Source organism: Terrabacter sp. Soil810 (assembly GCF_001429645.1).
In the GTDB taxonomy this organism is placed as follows: Bacteria; Actinomycetota; Actinomycetes; order Actinomycetales; family Dermatophilaceae; genus Terrabacter.
In genome coordinates, this window is the sequence record NZ_LMSW01000001.1 from 648,897 (window position 1) to 670,029 (window position 21,133).

At 72.6% G+C, this 21,133-nt stretch carries 19 protein-coding genes; 12 read left to right on the forward strand and 7 right to left on the reverse strand.

The window, feature by feature from the left end:
• Positions 1 to 21 precede the first annotated feature (21 nt).
• Complete coding sequence (locus tag ASG96_RS02905) at positions 22 to 336, reverse strand: hypothetical protein (RefSeq protein WP_056759843.1); 315 nt, start codon at positions 334 to 336, stop codon at positions 22 to 24.
• A 117-nt stretch (positions 337 to 453) separates the two neighbouring features.
• Here ASG96_RS02905 and ASG96_RS02910 point away from each other — a divergent pair, with 117 nt between their 5' ends.
• Positions 454 to 1,320 carry a VOC family protein gene (locus ASG96_RS02910; RefSeq protein WP_057586479.1) on the forward strand — a complete coding sequence of 289 codons (867 nt, stop codon included), beginning with the start codon at positions 454 to 456 and terminating at the stop codon, positions 1,318 to 1,320.
• A 57-nt stretch (positions 1,321 to 1,377) separates the two neighbouring features.
• Here ASG96_RS02910 and ASG96_RS02915 read toward each other — a convergent pair whose 3' ends face one another.
• Positions 1,378 to 2,790: an aspartate ammonia-lyase gene (locus tag ASG96_RS02915; RefSeq protein ID WP_056759834.1), complete on the reverse strand. Its 1,413-nt coding sequence runs from the start codon at positions 2,788 to 2,790 to the stop codon at positions 1,378 to 1,380.
• Between the two features lie 150 nt (positions 2,791 to 2,940).
• On the opposite strand from ASG96_RS02915, the gene ASG96_RS02920 reads away from it, so the two are divergent.
• Complete coding sequence (locus tag ASG96_RS02920; protein WP_157610604.1) at positions 2,941 to 4,680, forward strand: sialidase family protein; 1,740 nt, start codon at positions 2,941 to 2,943, stop codon at positions 4,678 to 4,680.
• Between the two features lie 53 nt (positions 4,681 to 4,733).
• Here ASG96_RS02920 and ASG96_RS02925 read toward each other — a convergent pair whose 3' ends face one another.
• From ASG96_RS02925 to ASG96_RS02940, 4 genes are all read right to left on the reverse strand, one after another.
• Positions 4,734 to 6,296 (reverse strand): MFS transporter, encoded by a 1,563-nt coding sequence (locus ASG96_RS02925; protein WP_056759832.1) that lies wholly within the window; start codon positions 6,294 to 6,296, stop codon positions 4,734 to 4,736.
• A 77-nt stretch (positions 6,297 to 6,373) separates the two neighbouring features.
• Positions 6,374 to 7,375 (reverse strand): EamA family transporter RarD, encoded by a 1,002-nt coding sequence (gene rarD / locus ASG96_RS02930; RefSeq protein WP_056759831.1) that lies wholly within the window; start codon positions 7,373 to 7,375, stop codon positions 6,374 to 6,376.
• Positions 7,372 to 8,451 carry a 2-oxoacid:ferredoxin oxidoreductase subunit beta gene (locus ASG96_RS02935; protein ID WP_057586483.1) on the reverse strand — a complete coding sequence of 360 codons (1,080 nt, stop codon included), beginning with the start codon at positions 8,449 to 8,451 and terminating at the stop codon, positions 7,372 to 7,374. Before ASG96_RS02935 ends, rarD begins: the two co-directional genes overlap by 4 nt.
• The gene (locus ASG96_RS02940) at positions 8,448 to 10,346 is read right to left on the reverse strand and encodes a 2-oxoacid:acceptor oxidoreductase subunit alpha (protein ID WP_056759824.1); all 1,899 of its coding nucleotides are present in this window, start codon (positions 10,344 to 10,346) and stop codon (positions 8,448 to 8,450) included. The genes ASG96_RS02935 and ASG96_RS02940 overlap by 4 nt, the downstream gene beginning before the upstream one ends.
• Before the next feature lie 283 nt (positions 10,347 to 10,629).
• Between ASG96_RS02940 and ASG96_RS02945 the strand changes: the two genes are divergently transcribed.
• From ASG96_RS02945 to ASG96_RS02990, 10 genes are all read left to right on the forward strand, one after another.
• Positions 10,630 to 10,989 (forward strand): NADH-quinone oxidoreductase subunit A, encoded by a 360-nt coding sequence (locus ASG96_RS02945; RefSeq protein WP_057586485.1) that lies wholly within the window; start codon positions 10,630 to 10,632, stop codon positions 10,987 to 10,989.
• 125 nt (positions 10,990 to 11,114) lie between these two features.
• Positions 11,115 to 11,681 (forward strand): NADH-quinone oxidoreductase subunit B family protein, encoded by a 567-nt coding sequence (locus ASG96_RS02950; RefSeq protein ID WP_235506821.1) that lies wholly within the window; start codon positions 11,115 to 11,117, stop codon positions 11,679 to 11,681.
• Positions 11,678 to 12,202, forward strand: coding sequence for an NADH-quinone oxidoreductase subunit C (locus ASG96_RS02955; RefSeq protein WP_057586489.1), 525 nt, complete (start codon positions 11,678 to 11,680; stop codon positions 12,200 to 12,202). The genes ASG96_RS02950 and ASG96_RS02955 overlap by 4 nt, the downstream gene beginning before the upstream one ends.
• Positions 12,199 to 13,167: an NADH-quinone oxidoreductase subunit NuoH gene (gene nuoH, locus ASG96_RS02960; RefSeq protein ID WP_056760274.1), complete on the forward strand. Its 969-nt coding sequence runs from the start codon at positions 12,199 to 12,201 to the stop codon at positions 13,165 to 13,167. The genes ASG96_RS02955 and nuoH overlap by 4 nt, the downstream gene beginning before the upstream one ends.
• A gap of 317 nt (positions 13,168 to 13,484) precedes the next feature.
• Positions 13,485 to 14,408 (forward strand): NADH-quinone oxidoreductase subunit I, encoded by a 924-nt coding sequence (locus ASG96_RS02965; RefSeq protein WP_057586490.1) that lies wholly within the window; start codon positions 13,485 to 13,487, stop codon positions 14,406 to 14,408.
• A complete protein-coding gene (locus ASG96_RS02970) occupies positions 14,405 to 14,980 on the forward strand; it encodes an NADH-quinone oxidoreductase subunit J (RefSeq protein ID WP_056759818.1) in 576 nt (191 codons plus the stop codon). Before ASG96_RS02965 ends, ASG96_RS02970 begins: the two co-directional genes overlap by 4 nt.
• The gene (gene nuoK / locus ASG96_RS02975; protein ID WP_157610605.1) at positions 14,977 to 15,405 is read left to right on the forward strand and encodes an NADH-quinone oxidoreductase subunit NuoK; all 429 of its coding nucleotides are present in this window, start codon (positions 14,977 to 14,979) and stop codon (positions 15,403 to 15,405) included. Before ASG96_RS02970 ends, nuoK begins: the two co-directional genes overlap by 4 nt.
• The gene (locus ASG96_RS02980; protein WP_057586491.1) at positions 15,402 to 17,315 is read left to right on the forward strand and encodes an NADH-quinone oxidoreductase subunit L; all 1,914 of its coding nucleotides are present in this window, start codon (positions 15,402 to 15,404) and stop codon (positions 17,313 to 17,315) included. The genes nuoK and ASG96_RS02980 overlap by 4 nt, the downstream gene beginning before the upstream one ends.
• A complete protein-coding gene (locus tag ASG96_RS02985; protein WP_057586493.1) occupies positions 17,306 to 18,811 on the forward strand; it encodes a NuoM family protein in 1,506 nt (501 codons plus the stop codon). The genes ASG96_RS02980 and ASG96_RS02985 overlap by 10 nt, the downstream gene beginning before the upstream one ends.
• Complete coding sequence (locus ASG96_RS02990) at positions 18,808 to 20,391, forward strand: proton-conducting transporter membrane subunit (protein ID WP_056759815.1); 1,584 nt, start codon at positions 18,808 to 18,810, stop codon at positions 20,389 to 20,391. The genes ASG96_RS02985 and ASG96_RS02990 overlap by 4 nt, the downstream gene beginning before the upstream one ends.
• A 54-nt stretch (positions 20,392 to 20,445) precedes the next feature.
• Here the strand turns inward: ASG96_RS02990 and ASG96_RS02995 are convergent, their stop codons facing one another.
• Positions 20,446 to 21,045 carry a hypothetical protein gene (locus ASG96_RS02995; protein WP_235506790.1) on the reverse strand — a complete coding sequence of 200 codons (600 nt, stop codon included), beginning with the start codon at positions 21,043 to 21,045 and terminating at the stop codon, positions 20,446 to 20,448.
• Positions 21,046 to 21,133: the final 88 nt, after the last annotated feature.

The following is a 21,133-nucleotide window of genomic DNA, read 5'->3' on the forward strand; positions in this document are numbered from 1 at the left end:
GCCCGTATGCCGTGTGCCGCGTCAGGCGCCGGTGCGCGCCGTGCGTTGCCGCTCCCAGGCGAGGCGCAGGGCGCGCCGGACCGCGTCGGCGTCGCCGGCGAGGTCGGCCTGCAGCTTGGTGTGCGCCTCCCACCGGGGCGGCACGCCGAACGTGTCGGGGTGGGCCGTCACGAGCTCCTCGCGGTCGCGGCCCCCGAGCCGGACGAGCACGGTGCCGGCCTCGTCGGCGCGGGCCACGAGCAACCCGTCGACGTACCACGCGCGGCGGCCGCCGGTGCGGCGGGCACGGCAGCCCTCCAGGGTGGCGAGGTAGGCGTCGACGTCGTCGAGGGTCATCCACCGACCGTAGACCGGGCCGCCGCCGACCTGGGGCTTCGGTCGCGCCGACCCGCGGCGGCTGTCGGCGGCCCTGCCTACGGTGGATGCGGACCGACCGACATCGAGGAGGATGGCATGAACCAGCAGGCGACCGAGCCGAGGACCTACCCCGAGGGCGTGACCTCGTGGGTCGACACCGAGCAGGACGACGTCGATGCCGCCGCGGACTTCTACAGCGGCGTCTTCGGCTGGACCTTCAGCGAGGCGACCCCGCCCGGGGTGCCGTTCCGCTACCTCATCGCCCAGCTCGACGGCCGCGACGTCGGTGGGCTCGGTGGCCCGGCGACGCCTGCCGGCCAGAGCGGTGACGCGGGTCGCGAGAGTGCTGCGCGGTGGCACACCTACGTCGCCGTGGACGACGCCGACGCGACGGCCCGACGTGTCGAGCAGGCCGGGGGAGCGGTGGTCCAGCCGCCGACGGCTGCCGGTGAAGGTGGTCGGTCGGTGGTCGTGCGTGACCCGCAGGGGCTCGAGGTGCGCCTCTGGGAGGCCAAGCGGCGTCTGGGCTCGCAGGTGACCAACGTCCCCGGGGCGTGGAACTTCAGCGACCTGCACACCGACGAGCCAGCAGCCGCGCAGCAGTTCTACGCCCGGGCCTTCGGCTGGGTGTTCGCCGACGTCGGCTTCGCCACGATGATCCGAGTGCCCGGCTACGGCGACCACCTCGCGTCGACGATCGACCCCGACATCCACGAGCGACAGTCCGGGGCCAAGGTGCCACCGGGCTTCGCCGACGCCATCGGCTGGGTCGTGCCCGTCGCGCCCCGCGCCGAGCCGGGGTGGCACGTGACGTTCACCGTCGCCGAGCGCGACGCGGCGGCCGACCGGGTCGTGCGGCTCGGCGGGTCCCTGGTCCGCACCGGCGACAGCGACTGGACGCGCACGGCTGTCGTCCGCGACCCGCAGGGCGCCGAATTCACGGTCAGCCAGTTCCTCGGGTGACCGCGGGGCCGGGCGCGACCCGGCCCGGCGGCATACGTCCTCGGCGTGGGCGGCCGGTCAGGCGCCGGCGTCCGGCCGCGTCATCGAGAGCACGTCGAGGGCCTCGTCGAGCTGCTGCTCCGTGAGCCTCCCCTCGGCGACGTGACCCTGCGCGACGACGACGTCGCGAATCGTCCGGCGCTCCCGGACGGCCTGCTTGACCACCGCGGCAGCGGCCTCGTAGCCGAGGTAGCGGTTGAGCGGCGTCACGATCGACGGCGACCCCTCGGCGAGGGCCCGGGCGTGCTCGACCTCGGCGGTGATGCCGTCGACGCACCGATCGGCGAGCAGTCTGCTCGTCGAGGCGAGCAGGCCGATCGACTCGAGGATGTTCTTCGCCAGGACGGGCAGCATGACGTTGAGCTCGAAGTTGCCTGCGGCGCCCGCGGTCGTGATGGTGACGTCGTTGCCGATGACCTGCGCGCAGGCCATGAGCGTCGCCTCGGGCACGACCGGGTTGACCTTGCCGGGCATGATGCTCGATCCGGGCTGCAGGTCGGGCAGGTGGATCTCGCCGAGCCCGGTGCGCGGCCCGGAGCTCATCCAGCGCAGGTCGTTGCAGATCTTCGTCAGGCTCACGGCGACGACCTTGAGCGCCCCCGACAGCTCGACGACGGCGTCCTGCGCCGACTGCGCCTCGAAGTGGTTGGCCGCCTCCCGGAACGGGATGCCGGTGACTCCTGACACGCGCTCGATCACCCTGCGGGCGAAGCCCGGTGCCGCGTTGAGCCCGGTCCCCGCGGCCGTGCCGCCCAGGGGCAGCTCGCTCGTCGCCTCGGCGGCGGCGCGCACCCGGCTCGCCCCGAGCTCGACCTGGCGCCGGTAGCCGCCGAACTCCTGCCCGAGGGTCACGGGCACGGCATCCATGAGGTGGGTGCGTCCGGCCTTGACGACGTCGACGAACTCCGCCTCCTTGCGGGCCAGGGCGAGCGCGAGGTGCTCGAGCGCCGGCACGAGGTCGAGCACGGCCGCCGACGTGGCTGCGATGCGCAGGGCGCTGGGGAACGTGTCGTTGCTCGACTGCCCGGCGTTGACGTGGTCGTTGGGGTGCACGTCGAGGTCGCTCGCGAGGTGCGCGAGCCGCGCCACGACCTCGTTGACGTTCATGTTGGTCGACGTGCCGGAGCCGGTCTGGAAGACGTCGATCGGGAACTCGTCGTCGTGGTCGCCGTCGGCGACCTCCCCGGCCGCCTGCGCGATCGCTCGGGCGCGGCCGGCGTCGAGCACCCCGAGCTCGGCGTTGACGTCGGCGGCGGCGGCCTTGAGGCGCGCGAGCGCGTGCACGACGCCGGACGGCACCGGCTGGCCGCTGATCGGGAAGTTCTCGACCGCCCGCGCCGTCTGCGCGCCCCACAAGGCGTCGGCGGGCACCTGCACCTCGCCCATCGAGTCGTGCTCGGTCCGGAAGCCCTGCGCTGCGACGTCGCTCATGCCCCCATCATCCACGGGGCGGTGAGGTGTCGCGCCGTGGACGCCTGTGGCCATTTCGGCTGCGGGCCTTGTCGTACGCCGTGGCGCGGGCGCACTCTGGTGGGTGCGGGCGCCGACGCGATCCTTTGCCGTATCACCTGAGGAGAGGTCATGGCTCACCGTCGAGTTCTCACTGCGTGCATCGTGTCCGTCGCGACCGCCCTCGCCGGAGCGGCGGTAGCGGTGGCCTCGCCGGCGACCGACGGCATCGTCAGCGTCGCCAGTCCGCCCGGGCCCTTCTCGCAGAACAAGCAGAACGAGCCCGCCGTCGCGATCGACGCGCATGAACCGGGCGTCGTCGTCGCCGGGTCCAACGACGAGATCGACGAGGAGTCGTGCGCGGCCGGCGACCCGACCACGTGTCCCTTCACCCCCGGCGTCGGGGTGTCCGGCGTGTACTTCTCGTTCACGGGAGGCTCGAGCTGGACCCAGCCGACGTACACCGGCCTCACGGCTCGCGACTGCCTCGGCCCCGTGGCCTGCACCGCCCACACCGGTCCGATCGGCACCCTCCCGGGATACGCCGCCAAGGGCCTCGTGTCCGACGGTGACCCGGCCGTCGCCTTCGGACCGCGACCGGGCTCCGACGGGTCGTTCTCGTGGGACAACGGCTCACGTCTCTACTACGCCAACCTCACCTCGAACGTGTCGGCGGACAAGGAGTCCGCGACCTTCAAGGGCTTCGAGGCGATCGCCGTGTCGAGGACCGACGACGTGCGTGCCGCTGCTGCGGGCCACGCCAGCGCGTGGAAGGACCCGGTGATCATCTCGAAGCAGTCGTCGACAACCTTCTCCGACAAGGAGCAGGTGTGGGCCGACAACGCGCAGTCGAGCCGGTTCTTCGGCAACGTCTACGTCTGCTGGGCCTCGTTCCGGAGCAACAGCCACGGCAACGCCTTCCCGACGCCGCTCATCGTCGCGCGGTCGACGAACGGCGGAGCCACGTGGACGACGAAGCAGGTCGGTCCCGCCACCGACAACGGGATCAACGGGCAACCTGATGGCTGCACGGTCCGCACCGACAGCCACGGCAACGTCTACGTCTTCGGCATCGGCAGGCGTGCGGGCGCCGATCTCCAGCTCATGTACCGCTCGACCGACGGCGGCGCCCACTGGACGGGTCCGACGATGGTCGCTCCGGTCACGTCGCCCGGGGTCTTCGACCCCGTGCTCGGCCGGCCGACGATGGACGGCATCGCGGGAGCCCGCGTCGACCTGGCCTCCGGGCCGAACGTCGACATCGCCAACGGGGCCCCGAGCGGGGCCGGCGCCACGAACCAGATCGTCATGACCTGGGCCGACGGTGCGTCGGGGCTGGACCACGAGCGGCTGCTGTGGACGAGCTCCACCACGGCCGGTGCCAGCTGGACCGCGCCGGCGGCGCTCGCGCTCCCCACCGGGGACCGCCCGTTCTACACCGCACCGGCGCTGTCTCCTGACGGCACCGACCTCTACGTCGTCGAAAACGCCTTCACGACGCCCTTCCGGCACGACACGTCGTCGCCTCGCGGCCTCGTCGGTCAGGTGTGGCACGCGAACGTGGTGGCCGGCGTGCCGAGCGGGTGGTCGTCGCTCGACCGCAGCGCCGTCGGCGACCCGCGCGGGACGAGCCAGAACGGCCTGACCGCCGAGTTCCTCGGCGACTACGTGTATGCCAGCGCGACGCGTGACGCCGTCGTCGGAGTGTGGAACGACGCCTCGCACGCGGCCGACTGCCCGGCGATCGACGCGTACCGCGCCTCGCTCTACACGGCGACGCCGACCAGCCCGCCCAACGTGCTCGTCGCGTGCCCGAACACGTTCGGCAACAGCGACATTCGCGGAGGGAGCTGGCCCGACCCCACACCGTGACGACGGGGCCGGCCGGACACGCTGACTCGCCCCGACTCTCGGCGGGGACGCGCTCAGCGCCCGGCCGGAACCTCGCCCGCGGGCAGGTCGCCGGCGTGGTGGCTCGTGCCCGGGCATCCCTCCGATCCCGCGCACGACCACCCGGCGGGTGCCGTTCGCGTATGCCGTGTGGTGCCCGCTGCGACCGCGCGGCCCTCCCGCTCGGCACCGGTCGCGGCGGCGGCCGACGGCTCGCGGGAGGGGTTGCGGATGAGCAGCCACGACACGACGCCGCCGGCAGCGAGCAGTCCGGCACAGATGAGCATCGCCGTCCGGTAGGCCGACGAGAAGGCCTCGGGGACGGCGTAGTCCGAGCCGCTGAGGCCCACGACAGCCGGTAGTGCGGCGACGGCGAGGAGGCTGCCCGCCCGGGCGACGGCGTTGTTGACCCCGCTGGCGACCCCGGCGTAGCGGTCCGGTGCGGCGGCGAGGACGGTGGCCGTCAGGGGTGCGACGAGCAGCGTGAGCCCGAGGCCGAAGACGGAGATGCCGGGCAGTACGCCGGTCCAGTAGGTCGAGCCCTCGTCGACGCCCGACAGGAGCAGGGCGCCGACGCCGCAGACGACCGGCCCGACCGTCATCGGCAGGCGCGGTCCGATGCGTGACGCGAGCTCTCCGCCCCGGGCGGCGAGGAGCAGCATGAGGACGGTCACCGGGAGCGAGGCCATGCCGGCGAGCAGCGGACCGTAGCCGAGGACCGTCTGGAGCTGGAGGGTGAGGAAGAAGAAGACCGCGCCGAGGGCGGCATACACGAGCAGCGTCATCGCGTTGGCCGCGCTGAACTGCCGGGACGCGAAGAGGGCCGGCGGCACCATCGGGTGCGAGGTGCGACGCTCGACGACGACGAAGGCCGCGCCGATGGCGAGGCCGAGCAGGCCGACGCCGGTGGCGGCCACCGCACCCAGTGGCTCGTGCTGGATCAGGGCGAAGGTCGTCGTGCCCAGGGCGAGCGTCGCCAGCACGGCGCCGGCCACGTCGAACCGGTGGTCGGCCTTCTCGTCGCGCGTCTCGGGGACGTGCAGCTGGGCGATCCACACCGTCGCGGCGCCGAGCGGCAGGTTGACGAGGAAGGCCCAGCGCCAGCTGGCGTACTGCACCAGCCATCCACCGACGAACGGCCCGAGGGCGGAGGCGATGCCGCCGAGTCCCGACCACGTGCCGATGGCCTTGCCGCGGTCGTCGGGACGGAACGAGGCCTGGATCATCGACAGGCTGCCGGGCGTCAGCAGGGCGCCACCGACGCCCTGCAGCACCCGCCCGACGATGAGCTGGACGGGCGACTGGGCGAGGCCGCACGCGGCGGAGGCGACCGTGAACCACACGACCCCGACGACGAAGACGCGGCGCCGCCCGAAGCGGTCACCGAGCGAGCCGCCCAGCAGGATGAGCGAGGCGAGCGCGAGCAGGTAGCCGTTGGTGATCCACTGCAGCTCGGCGAGGCTCGCGCCGAGCTCCTCGCCGATCCGCACGAGGGCGACGTTGACGACGGTCCCGTCGAGCAGGGCCATGCCCGAGCCGAGCACGGCGGCCGCGATGACGAACCGACCGGTGCGGGAGCCGAGGACGATGTCGCTCACACCGGCAGTCTGTCACCGCGGGCACGCGGCGAACGGCTCCAGCGCGTGCGGCGAACGGCTCCGACGCGTGCGGCTGGTCAGCGCGGGCAGTCGTCGACCGGCAGGTCGCGTCGTGCGGCGCGGGCGCCCCGCAGGCTGACGAGCGAGTCGACCGTGAGCACGATGAGCGCGAGCCAGACGATGCCGAAGCCGATCCACCGCTCGGACGGCATGTGCTCGTCGAGCAGGACCACCGCGCAGAGCAGCTGCATGACCGGGGTGATGAACTGGATGAGCCCGATCGTGACGAGAGGGATGCGGCGGGCGGCGGCGGCGAAGCAGAGCAGCGGCACCGCGGTGACCAGTCCGGAGAGGACGAGCAGCGACGTGTGCACGCCTCCGTGCAGGCCGAACTCGAGGCCGCCCTGCGCGCCGACGACGAGCAGCAGCACGACGGCGACCGGGGCGAGCACGACGGTCTCGACGGTGAGGCCGTGGATCGCGTCGAGGCTGACGCCGACCTTCTTCTTCGTCAGGCCGTAGAGCGCGAAGGACACCGCGAGGGTCAGCGCCACCCAGGGTATGCGTCCACCCGAGACCCCGAGGTAGACACCGGCCACGACACCGATCCCGACGGCCACCCACTGGAGCACGCGCAGGCGCTCGCCGAGCACGACGACGCCCAGCGCCACGGTGACGAGGGGGTTGAGGAAGTATCCGAGGGCCGCCTCGGAGGTGTTGCCCGAGGTGACGGCCGCGACGTAGACGACCCAGTTGACCGCGATGAGCACGGCCGCGACCGCCGTGCCAGCGAGCAGCCGCGGCCGTCGCAGGAGCGGGCGGATCCAGCCGAGGTCGCGCATGACGAGCAGCACGACGACGCAGAAGAGCAGGGTCCAGAGGATGCGGTGGGCGAGGATCTCCCACGGTCCGGCGGGCTTGAGCGCGTCGAAGTAGAGCGGGAAGAGCCCCCAGAGGCCGTATGCCGCGAAGCCGAGGAGGGTGCCCCGCCCGACCTCGCCGTGCGGCGCGCTCGATCCGGCTGCACGCGTGTCGGGCCCGGTGGGCGCGACGGACGAGACGGTCTCGCGGGCGGTCACGCCCCCACGGTCCAGGTGTCCCGACCGGCGAGCAGGGCGTCGATGTCGGCATCGGTGACCTCGCCCGTGCGGGTCGAGGCGATCTGCTCGCGCAGCGAGTCGTCGTAGGTCGGGCGCTGCACGTTGCGGAAGATCCCCATCGGCACGTGGCCGAGGTCGGGGCTGTCGAGCCGCGAGAGGGCGAACGCCGCCGACGGGTCGGTCGCCGAGATGTCGTGGCGCACGATGCGGGCCGGGTCGGCCTCGCCCCGCGGCACGACGTCGAGCGACCCGCGGTCGTCGCGCACGACGACGGTCTCGGCCGTGCCGACCTCCTCGCCGTCGGCGAGGTGCAGGATGCGGGCGGCGGCCTCGGTGCGGTCCTTGAGCACGTCGAAAACGCCGTCGTTGAAGATCGGGCAGTTCTGGTAGATCTCGACCAGCGCCGACCCGCGGTGCTCGGCCGCGGCACGCAGCACCGACGTCAGGTGCTGACGGTCGGAGTCCATCGTGCGGGCCACGAAGCTCGCCTCGGCCCCGAGCGCGAGCGACACCGGGTTGAAGGGCGTGTCGAGCGAGCCGAGCGGCGTCGACTTCGTCACCTGGCCGACGTGCGAGGTGGGGGAGTACTGCCCCTTCGTCAGGCCGTAGATCTCGTTGTTGAAGAGCAGGATCTTGAGGTTGACGTTGCGGCGCAGCGCGTGGATGAGGTGGTTGCCGCCGATCGAGAGGGCGTCGCCGTCACCGGTGACGACCCAGACCGAGAGGTCCTCGCGCGTCGCGGCCAGCCCGGTCGCGATGGCGGGGGCGCGGCCGTGGATCGAGTGCATGCCGTAGGTGTCGAGGTAGTAGGGGAAGCGCGAGCTGCACCCGATGCCCGAGACGAAGACGATGTTCTCGCGCTTGAGGCCGAGCTCGGGCAGGAAGCCCTGCACCGCAGCGAGGATCGCGTAGTCGCCGCAGCCGGGGCACCAGCGCACCTCCTGGTCGGACGTGAAGTCCTTCTTCGTCAGGGCGGTGCCGTCGGTGAGGTGCGGGACGCCCGCGGTGCCGGTGGCACCCGGTGAGCGGGACGGCATACCCAGGTCGGTGGTCACTTCGCGGCCTCCTTCAGGGGCACGTCGGAGACGGACGCCACGGCGGTCGCGATGACGTCGGCGAGCTCGCCGGCCTGGAACGGCAGGCCGCGGACCGACGTGTGGGACTCGACGTCGACGAGGTACTTGGCGCGCAGCAGCATCGCGAGCTGGCCGAGGTTCATCTCGGGCACGATGACGCGCTGGTAGGGGCGCAGGACCTCGCCGGTGTTGGCGGGGAACGGGTTGAGGTGGCGCAGGTGCGCCTGGGCGACGCGGGCGCCGGTGGCCCGCGCGAGGCGTACGGCCGCGGCGATCGGCCCGAAGGTCGAGCCCCAGCCGAGGACGAGCACGTCGGCGTCGCCGGTCGGGTCGTCGACGACGAGCGGCTCGATGGTGTCGGCGATCCCGTCGATCTTGGCCTGGCGCAGCCGCGTCATGTGGTCGTGGTTGTCGGGGTCGTAGGAGATGTTGCCGGTGACGTCGGCCTTCTCGATGCCGCCGACGCGGTGCTCGAGTCCGGGAGTGCCCGGGATCGCCCACGGCCGGGCCAGGGTCTCGGGGTCGCGCAGGTAGGGGTGGAAGGTCGGCTGCCCCTTGTCGTCCACGGCGTTCGGCTCGGTCGCGAACTCCACGACGATGTCGGGCAGCTCGGCCGTGCGCGGCAGCCGCCACGGCTCGGAGCCGTTGGCGAGGTAGCCGTCGGAGAGCACGATGACGGGCGTGCGGTAGGTCGTCGCGATGCGCACGGCCTCGACGGCGATGTCGAAGCAGTCGGCCGGGGTCGCCGGCGCGACGACGGCGACCGGTGACTCGCCGTTGCGGCCGAAGAGGGCCTGGAGGAGGTCGGCCTGCTCGGTCTTGGTGGGCAGACCGGTCGACGGGCCGCCGCGCTGGATGTCGCAGACGATGAGCGGCAGCTCGAGCGACACGGCGAGCCCGATGGTCTCGGCCTTGAGCGCGAGGCCCGGGCCCGACGTCGTCGTGACACCGAGCGCCCCGCCGAAGGACGCGCCGAGCGCGGCGCCGACACCAGCGATCTCGTCCTCGGCCTGCATCGTCGCGACGCCGTAGCGCTTGAGCCCCGCGAGCGTGTGCAGGATGTCGGAGGCCGGCGTGATCGGGTAGCTGCCGAGGAAGAGCGGCAGGTGCGCGCGGTGGGCCGCCGCGACGAGGCCGAGCGACAGCGCGACGTTGCCGGTGACGTTGCGGTAGGTGCCGGCGGGCATCGTGGCCGGCGCGACCTCGTAGGCCACCGCGAAGTCCTCGGTCGTCTCGCCGTAGTTGAAGCCCGCGCGCAGGGCGGCGAGGTTGGCCTCGAGGATGTCGGGCTTGTCGGCGAACTTCGCCTTGAGGAACGCCTCGGTGCCGTCCATCGGACGGGTGTAGAGCCACGACAGCAGCCCGAGCGCGAACATGTTCTTGGCGCGCTCCTTCTCCTTGCGGGTCAGGTCGGTGAACGAGGCGAGGGCTTCGACCGCGATCGAGGTCAGCGCGACCGGGTGCACGTCGTAGCTCCCCAGCGAGCCGTCCTCGAGCGGGCTCTCGGCGTAGCCGACCTTGGAGAGGTTGCGCTTGCTGAACTCGTCGGTGTTGACGATGATCGCCGCACCGCGGGGCAGGTCGCGCAGGTTGGCCTTGAGGGCCGCCGGGTTCATCGCGACGAGCACGTCGGGGGCGTCACCCGGCGTCAGCACGGCGTGGTCGGCGAAGTGCAGCTGGAAGCTCGAGACGCCGGGCAGCGTGCCCTGGGGCGCCCGGATCTCAGCGGGGAAGTTGGGCAGCGTCGACAGGTCGTTGCCGAGCAGCGCCGTCTGCGACGTAAAGCGGTCTCCGGTGAGCTGCATGCCGTCGCCGGAGTCCCCGGCGAATCGGATGACCACGCGATCGAGCTTCTGGACCAGTTTGGCGCTCATGCTCTGCGACGTCCTCGAACTTCCATACGATTCACTGCCCGGGGCCCTGTGCGGCGGGCAACTTCCATGCTATGTCGCTCTGCGAGCACAATTGCGCAGGTTGCCATCACGTGGACAGGCGCGCCGCGCTCGGCCTCGGGCACGCGGCGGCCACCGAGGGCGTATTCCGTCGGCCGCCCCGCCGGAGCCGGCCCGGCACGAAGCGCCCGGCGAGAGCGCGGCTGCGCCAAGCCGCCCCGGGGGACGGCGCCACTCGCGTACCGGCATGGATAGGCTGGCCGTCATGTCCGGGTACGTGGCCGTCGCAGCGGTGCTGGGGGCGGGCGTCCTGCTCGTCACGGCGGCGATGGTCGTGCGACGACTGCTCGCACCGCGCGCTCCGCACGCGGCGAAGCTGACGACGTACGAGTCCGGTGTCGACCCCGTCGGCGAGGGCTGGGCCCAGACGAAGGTCCGCTACTTCGTCTTCTCCTTCCTCTACGTCATCTTCGCCGTCGACGCGATCTACCTCTTCCCGTGGGCGACCGTCATCCGCGACGCCGACCTCGGCCGCGCGAGCCTCGTCGAGATGGGCATCTTCATCGGCTTCATCGTGCTGGGCCTGGCCCACGCGGGACGCCGCGGCCTGCTGAGGTGGGTGTGATGGAGCAGCCGGGACGACCCGACGCACCGGCGAGCCAGCCGACGAGCCAGCCGGTCAGCCAGCCGGTCAGCCAGCCGGTCAGCCAGCCGGTCAGCCTGCCCATGCCGACCATCGGGCCGGCCTCGATGGGCGTCCTCGGCGGCCACGCGCCCAAGCCGATCAAGGTCGTCCTCAACTGGGGCCGGCGCTACTCGCTGTGGGTCTTCAACTTCGGGCTCGCCTGTTGCGCCATCGAGTTCATCGCCGCCTCGATGGGCCGCCATGACTTCATCCGCCTCGGCGTCATCCCGTTCGCCCCGGGCCCGCGCCAGGCCGACCTCATGATCGTCTCCGGCACGGTCACCGACAAGATGGCCCCGGCCATCCGCCGGCTCTACGACCAGATGCCCGAGCCGAAGTACGTCATCTCCTTCGGCGCCTGCTCCAACTCCGGCGGGCCCTACTGGGACTCCTACTCCGTCACCAAGGGCGTCGACCAGATCGTCCCCGTCGACGTCTACGTGCCCGGCTGCCCGCCGCGTCCCGAGGCGCTGCTGCACGGCATCATCCGCCTCCAGGAGCAGATCGCGACCGAACGGCTCTCGACCCAGAAGCTCAAGGGGAGGTATGCCGGCAACCGCGTCGGCAGCGCCGGTGACGTCCGTCGCCCTCTCCTGCGCCGTGGCGCGAAGCCGGGGGAGGGCGGCCAGTGAAGGTCACCGACGTGCGGGACGTGCCCTTCGGGGAGTGGTCGAGCACCGTGCTGTCGCTCCGCGAGGAGGGCTACGCGTACTTCGACTGGCTGACGGCCGTCGACGAGACCGACCGTGAGACCGACGCGGGCTTCGACATCGTGTGCCACCTGCTCGACACCCGCGAGCCGGGCTCCCTGGCGTCGGTCCTGCTGCGCACCCGGGTCCCCGACGGGCTCCCGGTGCCGTCGCTGACGGGGATCTTCCGCGGTGCGGCGTGGCACGAGCGCGAGACGCACGAGATGTTCGGCATCGAGTTCGACGGCTTCGACGACGGCTCCGGGCTGGGGCTGCGCCCCCTGCTGCTGCCCGACGGCTTCGAGGGCACGCCGCTGCGCAAGTCCTTCGTCCTCGCCGCGCGCGCCTCGAAGGCGTGGCCCGGTGCCAAGGAGCCCGGCGAGGGCCACGACTCCGCCCGCGCGCCGGGCCGTCGGCGCGTGCAGGCGCCCGGCGTCCCCGGCCCTGAGTGGGGGCCGCGATGAGCGACCTGGCGCCCTGGGTCGAGGTGGTGCTGCGCGCCGTGGCCGTGCTCGCCGCCTTCCTCGTGCTGCCGCTGATCGTGGGCCAGACCGAGCACAAGGTCATGGCGCACATGCAGGGCCGGCTCGGGCCGATGTATGCCGGTGGCTTCCACGGGTGGGCCCAGCTCGTCGCCGACGGCGTGAAGTTCGTGCAGAAGGAGGACATCACCCCGGCCCGGGCCGACCGGTGGGTCTTCCGCCTCGCCCCGTTCGTCGCGCTCATCCCCTACCTCGTGGCGCTCGCCGTCATCCCCCTGTCACCGACGGTCGTCGGGGCCGACGTCGACGCGAGCGCGGTGCTCGTGCTCGCCGTCATCGGGGTCGGCATCATCGGCACGCTCATGGCCGGGTGGGCCTCGGCCAACAAGTACTCCCTGCTCGGGGCGATGCGCGCCGGCGCCCAGCTCGTGTCCTACGAGCTGCCGATGGTGCTCGCCGTCGCCTCCGTCGCGCTCGCCGCCGGGAGCCTCTCGCTCGTCTCCATCGCCGAGGCCTGGAAACCGTGGTGGCTGCTGTGGCAGCTGCCCGGCGCGGTCGTCTTCCTCGTCGCCGCCCTCGCCGAGCTCCAGCGTCCGCCCTTCGACATGCCCCTCGCCGACTCCGAGATCGTCTTCGGCGCGTTCACCGAGTACACCGGCCTGCGCTTCGCGTTCTTCCTGCTCGCCGAGTACGCCGGCATCGTCGTCATGTCGCTGCTCTTCGCGGTGCTCTACCTCGGCGGCTGGTCCGGTCCGTTCGAGCAGTGGCTCGGCTGGCTCTGGACGGTGCTCAAGGGCTTCCTCGTCGCCGTCGTCGTCATCTGGCTGCGCGTCTCGTGGCCGCGCATGCGCGAGGACCAGCTCCAGCGCCTCGCCTGGGTGTGGCTCGTGCCGATGGCGCTCCTCCAGCTCGCCCTCACCGCCGTCGGGGTGGTGGTCTTCCCATGACCCCACCCCACCCCACCCCACCCCACCCCACCCCCGAACGTCGAAAGGCCACGTGTGGCCCCCACTCCACCGTCGAGAGGCCAGGTCGTGCTGCCTCCCGCGCGTCGAGAGGCCACGTGTGGGCCCCACTCACCCGTCGAAAGGCCACCTCTGGTCGCCCTCTCGACCCACGGCATACGGCAACACCTGGCCTTTCGACCGCAGGGGCTGGGCCAGACCTGGCCTTTCGACCGCAGGGGCTGGGCCAGACGTGGCCTTTCGACCGCAGGGACTGGGCCAGACGTGGCCTTTCGACGGTGGAAGGGAGGTGAGGACTCGTGGCTGACGGCATGATCCCCGGGCTCGTCAAGGGGCTCGCGACCACCGCGAGGTCCCTGACGCGGCACACCCACACGGCCGAGTACCCCGACGTCTCGCCCGCCCTGCCTCCGCGGTCGCGCGGCGTCATCGCGCTCACCGAGGAGAACTGCACCTCGTGCATGCTCTGCGCGCGCGAGTGCCCTGACTGGTGCATCTACATCGACTCGCACAAGGAGGAGCTGCCCGCGACGACGCCCGGTGGGCGCGCCCGCCAGCGCAACGTCCTCGACCGCTTCGCCATCGACTTCTCGCTCTGCATGTACTGCGGCATCTGCATCGAGGTCTGCCCGTTCGACGCCCTGCACTGGAGCCCCGAGTTCGAGTACGCCGAGGTCGACATCCGCGACCTGCTCCACGAGAAGGACCGCCTTGGCGCCTGGATGGCCACCGTCCCGGCGCCCCCGGCCCTCGACCCGGGCAGTGCCGACCCCGCCGAGGTGACCGCGGCGGCGAAGCCGGCCCGCGGCTCGGCGGGCGCCGCCGGCGCCGCTGGTGGTACGCGTGGGGCCGGGTCGCCGACCCGCCCGACCCGCGTGCGCCGCGAGACCGCCACGGCGACGACCCCGCCCGCACCGGCTCCTGCTCCGACGGCGGAGCCCCAGCCCGCGACCGAGGCCGAGCCCGCGACCGAGCCCGCGACCGAGGCCGCGGCCACGACCGAGCCCGCGACCGATCAGACCCGGGTCATGCCGGCAGTCGAGAGCACGGCGGCGCTGCCCGTCGCCGAGCGCACGGCGACCCTCCCTGCTGCGGAGCAGACCTCGATCCTCCCGCCGGCCGACGGCGCCGAGGCCGAGCAGGCGGCCGATGAGGCTGCGGCACAAGGGGACTCGACGCAGGTGCTGCCGACCGTGTCCACCGACGAGGAGGGTCGCGAGTGACGACCCGCGACCTCGTCTTCACCGCCGTGGGGGCCGTGACGGCCCTGTCGGCGTTGCTGTCGGTGACGACGAAGCAAGTCGTGCACGCCGCACTGTGGCTGCTCGTGTCGCTCGGCTCGCTCGCGGGTGCCTACCTCGTCCTCGGCCAGGAGCTCGTCGGCCTCGTCCAGCTGCTCGTCTACGTCGGCGCCATCGTCGTGCTCGTCCTCTTCGCGCTCATGCTGACCCGCGCGCCGATCGGTCCCCACGCCGAGATCGACACCCCGGCGTGGCAGCGGGTCGCCGGTGCTCTCCTCGGCGCCGCGACGACCACGCTGCTCGCGTCCCTGCTGCTCCCGCTCTTCGCCGGGGCCACGGCGGACCTCGACACCCCGACGACGACCACACCTCAGGTGGCGCAGGCCGTCTTCGGCACGTGGGTGTGGCCCTTCGAGCTGCTCTCGGTGCTGCTCCTCGTCGCGCTCGTCGGCGCCTTCGCCGTGTCGCGCCTCGTCCTGCACCGTGAGGGCGCCGACCCGGTCAGCCCGCGGCGCACCGTGACCTCGGACGCACCGGCGGGCGGCCGCGGATGATCCACCTGTCGCTGCCCGCCGCCCTCGCGGCCCTGCTCGCCGGGATCGGTGTCTACGGCGTCCTCGCGCGTCGCAACGCCGTCCTCGTGCTCATCGGCGTCGAGCTCATCCTCAACGCCGCCAACCTGCTTCTCGTCACCGCCGGGTCACGCCCCGGTGCGCCCCTCTCCGCCGGCCCGGTGCTGACCCTCTTCGTCATCACGATCGCGGCAGCCGAGATCACCGTGGCGCTCGCGATCATCCTCGTGATGTTCCGCCGCACGGGACACATCGACCTCACGGCGGTCCCCGACCTGACCGACGACCCCGACGAGCCCACGGACGATGGGCGGGCCGACCTGCCCGGCCCGAACGACCCGCCCGAGGCCTCCGAGGCCGCAGACGCCCGACGTGAGCCGGCGGCGGCAGGGGAGGGCGTCTCGTGAGCTGGATCGTGCGGATGATCGTCCTGCTCCCGGCGCTCGCCGCCCTGGTGGGACTGCTCGCGCGGCGCCAGCGCGCCCTGGCGGCAGCCGTCGCCGTCGCGGTCTCTGCCTACGTCGCGATGCTCGGGCTCATCCAGTGGATCGCGCCCTCGCGGACGGCCGACATCGACACCATCGGCAGCCTCCCGCTGGGTGATCTCTCGGTCCCGCTGCACCTGCTGTCCGACCGTGTCTCCGGACTCGTGTCGTTCGTCGTGGCGCTCGTCGTGGTCTGCATCCAGGTCTTCACGGTGTGGTACCTCCGCGACGACCCGCGCTACGGCCAGTTCGCCGCGACCGTCTCGCTCTTCGCGGCCGGCATGCTGCTCCTCGTCCAGTCGGGCGACCTCGTCCTCATGCTCGTCGGCTGGGAGGTCATGGGCTGGTGCTCGTGGCTGCTCATCGGCCACGACAGCGAGCGTGCAGCGGCCCGCCGGGCGGCCTACAAGGCGTTCATCGTCACGCGGGTCGCCGACATCGCCATGGTCGTGGGCATCGTCGCCCTCTCGGCACGGGCCCGCTCGACCGACCTCATGGCGGTGCTCACGGCGACGGGCGACGGCACGCTGCTGACGATCGGGCTCGTCGGCGTCGTCATCGGCGTCGCGGGCAAGTCGGGTCTCGTGCCGTTCCACGACTGGCTGCCCGACGCGATGGAGGGCCCGACGCCGGCATCGGCCCTCATCCACGCGGCCACGATGGTCGCGGCCGGCACCTACGTCATCGCGCGCCTCTTCTCGCTCTACGCCGGGCACGACGGTGCCCGAACGCTGCTCGCCGTCCTCACCGCCGTGACGATGGTCTACGCCGCCCTGCTCGCGCTCGCGCAGACCGACCTCAAGCGGATGCTCGCCTACTCGACCCTGAGCCAGATCGCGATCATGCTCTCGGCGCTGGCCGCGGTACCCGCCGAGCTCGGGCCCGGCGCCGGCATCTCGCACCTCATCGGCCACGCGTTCTTCAAGGCGCTGCTCTTCCTCGGGGCCGGCTGGCTCGCGGTGCTCGCCGGCGCGACGGCCCTCGCCGGCCTCCGCGGCCGGCTGCGGCCGACGGGCGGCCTGCGCTGGTCGATGGGGATCGGCCTCGCCGCCCTGGCCGGGGTGCCGCCGCTCATCGGCTTCTTCACCAAGGACACCGTCATCGACGCCGCGCTCGAGGGTGCGACGGGCGGAGGCGGCCCGCGGGCCTGGATCGTCGTCGTCGCGCTCTTCGTCACCGTCGTGCTCACCGCCGCGTACTGCACCCGCGCCTGGCTGCTCCTCGACACCCCGGTGGCCGCGACGGGCGACCTGCCCGATCCGCATCCCGCCGTCGTCACCGAGGAGGACGTCGCCGTCGTGACCGCCGCAGACAGCGCCGACGACGCCGAGGTCGAGCGCGTCCACGCCCACGGCCACCCGGGCATCACGCTGTCGGCGGCGCTCGTCGTGTCCGTGCTCGCGGCGCTCACCGTCGTCGGCACCCTCTTCCTCACGAGCTTCAGCGGGGGCGTGCATATCGGGCTGTTCAGTGCCCTGCTGTCCATCCTGCTCGTCGCCGGCGCCGCGTATGCCGTGTGGTCCCTCAGCGACCGCGGCCGGGTCGACGTCGCCGACCGTGTCCCGGGCCGCGTCCGGGAGTCAGCGGTGCGCGGCTTCGGCGTCGACACGGCATACGTCGGCTTCGGTCGGGCGGTCACCGCGGTCGCGCGTCTCGTCGTCGCGCTCGACCGTGACGTCGTCGACGCCTACCCGCGGGCGACGGCCGTCGTCGCGCGCGCCGCCGGTCGGGCGGGGGAGCGCGGCCACCGAGCGGTGCCCTCGCTGTCCCTGCTCAGCCTGCTCGTGGGCGTCGTGGTCGTCGCCGTCCTGGGGGTGGCCGCGTGGCGCTGACCCTCATGCTCCTGCTGCCCCTGCTCGCGGCGATCGCGCTCATCGCGATCCCCGGCGAGTCGACGGTCGAGCGCGGCATGGCGCTCGGGTCCTCCGTCGTCACGGCGGTGCTCGCCGTCGTCGTGGTCTGGGGCCGCCACGAGGTCGACGTGCCGTGGATCCGCTCGCTCGGCGTTCGGTGGCACTTCGGCGTGGACGGCATCTCGGCCGCGCTCGTGCTCCTCACCGCCCTCCTGACCGTCGCCGTCGTGGCGCACACCCTGTCGGGCCCGATCCCCAAGGGGGGCACCGGTTCGACCTTCCTCGGCTGCATCCTGCTCGTGGAGGCCGGGGCGCTCGCGACCTTCATGGCGCGCGACGCGATCCTCTTCTTCATCGCGTTCGAGGTCGTCCTCGTGCCGATGTGGGTGCTCGTGCGTCGGTTCGGCGACGACCACGTACCCGACGAGACGCGCGCCGACGCCGCTGGTCGCTTCGTCCTCTTCACGGTGCTCGGCTCGACGCTGATGCTCGTCGGCATCCTCTTCCTCGTCCACCACCAGGGCACGAGCGACCTCACCGTCCTCGCCGAGCGCCACGGCGTCGGCCTGTCCCGCCCGTTGCAGGTCGCGATCGCCGCGATCCTGCTGCTCGGCCTCGGCATCAAGGTGCCCCTGTGGCCGCTGCACACGTGGCTGCCCTCGGCGCACACCATCGCTCCCACCGCCGGTTCGGTGCTGCTCGCCGCGGTGCTGCTCAAGATGGGCACCTACGGCATCGTCAGGCTCGCCGTCGCCACGGTTCCCGTAGGCGTGGCGCAGCTGAGCCCGGTCCTGGCCATGTTGGGCGTCGTCGGGATCCTCTGGGGAGGCCTGGCCTGCCTCGTCGAGCGCGACCTCAAGCGCCTCATCGCCTACAGCTCCGTCGCGCACATGGGCTTCGTCGCCCTCGCCATCGCGTCCGGCAGCGAGACGGGCCTGCAGGCCGCACTCTTCGGCAACATCGCGCACGGCGTCGTCGCGGCCCTGCTCTTCTTCGTCGTCGGCGACCTCAAGGAGCAGTGGGGGTCGTCCGACCTGCACGTTGCGCGGGCCGCCCTGCGCGACAAGGCTCCTCGCTTCGGGCTCGTGCTCGTCGTGGGTCTCGCCGCGGCCCTCGGGCTCCCGGGCCTCGTGAGCTTCTGGGGTGAGTTCCTCGCGTTGTATGCCGCGTGGTCGCCCGCGCCCGACCGTCCCGTCACGCTGCTGCGCGTGTGCGTCGTGCTCGGCGCCGTGGGCCTCGCACTCGCGGCCGCCTATGCGCTCCGGGTCGCCCGGATCGTCTGGGCCGGCGAGGGCAGCGATGCCGCGGAGGGGGCCGCGGCAGAGCCGGTGGCCGACGCCCGTGGTGCCCGCTGGGCCGTTGTCATGACGCTCGTCGTCGTCATCGTCACCCTCGGGGTCCTGCCGGGCCTGCTGCTCGGCCTCTCGGACGCCGCGACGACGGGCCTGCTCTCCGGTCTGGGGGTGTCGCCGTGAAGGGCCTCGCCATCGACTACGCGATCCTGCTCCCGGCGCTCCTGCCCGTCGCGGGTCTCGTCCTCGTGCTCGTCGCCGACCTCGTCAACCCGCGCCTGCGGCGCGTGCCCTACGCCATCGCCGGGCTGGCGGCCCTCGGGTCCGCGGCCGCCACCGTGCCGGGGCTCGGGCTGGGTGGTGGGTCGACGCGCGAGACGTTCTGCCTGACCGGCCGCGAGCTCGCCGGGACGGCACCGACCGTCGACGGGCTGCCGCAGGTGTGCCTCTGGCAGGCCGACGCCCTCGGTGGCACCCTCCAGCTGGCGGCGGCGGTCTCCGCCCTCGTCTGCATCGCCCTCGCCTGGCCGGGTGCCCACCGTCGTCGTCCGGCCGACTGCACCCGCGAGCCGGTCGAGGCCGTGCTGCTCCTCGCCGCCCTGGCCGGCACCGTCGTCGTCGCGGCCAGCCGCGACGTCGGCACCTGGCTCGTCGCCCTCGAGCTCGCGACCCTGCCCGTCATCGCGCTGGTCGCCCTCTCGGGCCGGCGGTCGGCGGTCGCGGGAGCGACGCAGCTGCTCGTGACGTCCCTCGTGTCCTTCGCCCTGCTCGTGCTGGGTGTGGCGCTGTGGTTCGCGGCGACGGGCAGCCCGTTCCTCACCCCGGACGCTGCGCTCGCCTCGGGTGGTGCGTTCTCCGCGGCGCCGGGGGCCCCGACGACCGTCGTCTTCCCGTCCGTCTCGGGCGGGGTCGTCGCCCTCGCCACGGTCCTCGTCGTCGCCGGTGTCGGCTTCAAGCTCTCGCTCGTGCCCTTCCACGCGTGGACGCCCACGGCGTACGCCGGCTCGTCGGTGCCCGTCGCGACCTTCCTCGCGACGGTCTCCAAGATCGCCGCGCTCGCGGCGCTGCTCGTCGTGCTCCGGGCGGTCGCCGCCCTCGGGACCCCTGCGCTGCTGTCGATCGCGCTGCTCGCGTCGCTCAGCATGACGCTCGGCAACGTCATGGCCCTGCGCCAGGACGACGTCGTGCGCCTGCTCGCGTGGTCGACGGTCGCGCAGGCCGGCTGGGTCGTGCTCCCGCTCGTCAGCATCTCCGCGCTCGGTGTCGGCGCCAGCGCCACCTACCTGCTCACCTACGTCGTCGCGACGCTCGTCGCCTTCGCCGTCGTCGCGGTCACCGTGCGCGAACGGCCGGGTCAGGGACGCTCCATCGCCGCGTACGAGGGCCTGTGGCAGCGCAGCCCGTGGCGCGCCGGGGCCCTCGCCCTCGCGCTGACGTCGCTCGCGGGGCTCCCTCCCGGCGTCATCGGCCTCGTCGGCAAGATCACGGCGCTGCGGCCCGTCGTCGCCGAGGGCTGGGTCTGGCTCGCGGTCGTCGCCGCGGTCAACGCCGTCATCGGCGTCGCCGTCTACCTGCGCTGGCTGCGTGCGGTGATCACCGCTCCTGCCGCGGCCGTCGGCGCCCCGGCAGGCACTGCCCCTACCGCTGCGCCCGTCGCCGTGGCGCGCCGACGCCCGGTCATGGTGGCCGGGCTCGTCCTCGCCTCGGCCGTGCTCGTCGTCGTCAGCGTCCAGCCCGACCTGCTCCTGCGCCTCCTCGGCTGACGACGACCCCGAGCCCGCGGAGGGATCGGGGTCGTCGTCGGACGGACGATGAGGTCAGACGGTCTGGGGCACCATCGGGGTCTCCGGGGCGGGCTGGGCGCTCACGTCCTCGGCAGTCTTGGCGTGGCGCAGGCCGAGCAGCGAGAGCACGAGCAGGATGGTCGCGCCGATGAGGGAGGCGATGCCGGCGTAGAGGGCGATCGTGCCCATCGTGCCGAAGGCGTAGGCGTTGAGCAGGAGGCCGCGCAGGGTGTTGCCCATGAAGAGGCTCTGGCGCAGGTCGCCGAGCGCCTTGACCTGGGCCGGGTCCGCGTTGGGGTCCTTGACGGCCTTGAGGTACTCACCCGAGACCTCGGAGTAGGTCTTGTTGTTCGACTGGGTGTTCATGTGCACGAGGATGTAGTGGTCGGCGAAGGCCTTGGCCTGGGCGCCGTTCTCCATCGTCTGGCCGGCGTACTGCAGCAGCGCGTCCTTCTGGTCCTGGGTCTCGAGCGCGGCGGCCACCGGCATCGTGATGTTCTGCTGGCTCAGCTGCTCCTTGACGTTGTCGGCCACGAAGCTGCTCGCGTAGATCAGCAGCGCGCCGGCCACGGCCAGCACGACGGCCATGACGAGGCCCGTCCACGAGATCAACCGGTCGAGTGTCTTGCGCATCATTCGCTTCTTTCATCGGATGGGATGTCGGGTTCCCCAACACCGCCAAACTACTACCGCGTGTAGTAGACAAGTTGCCGCTTCAACC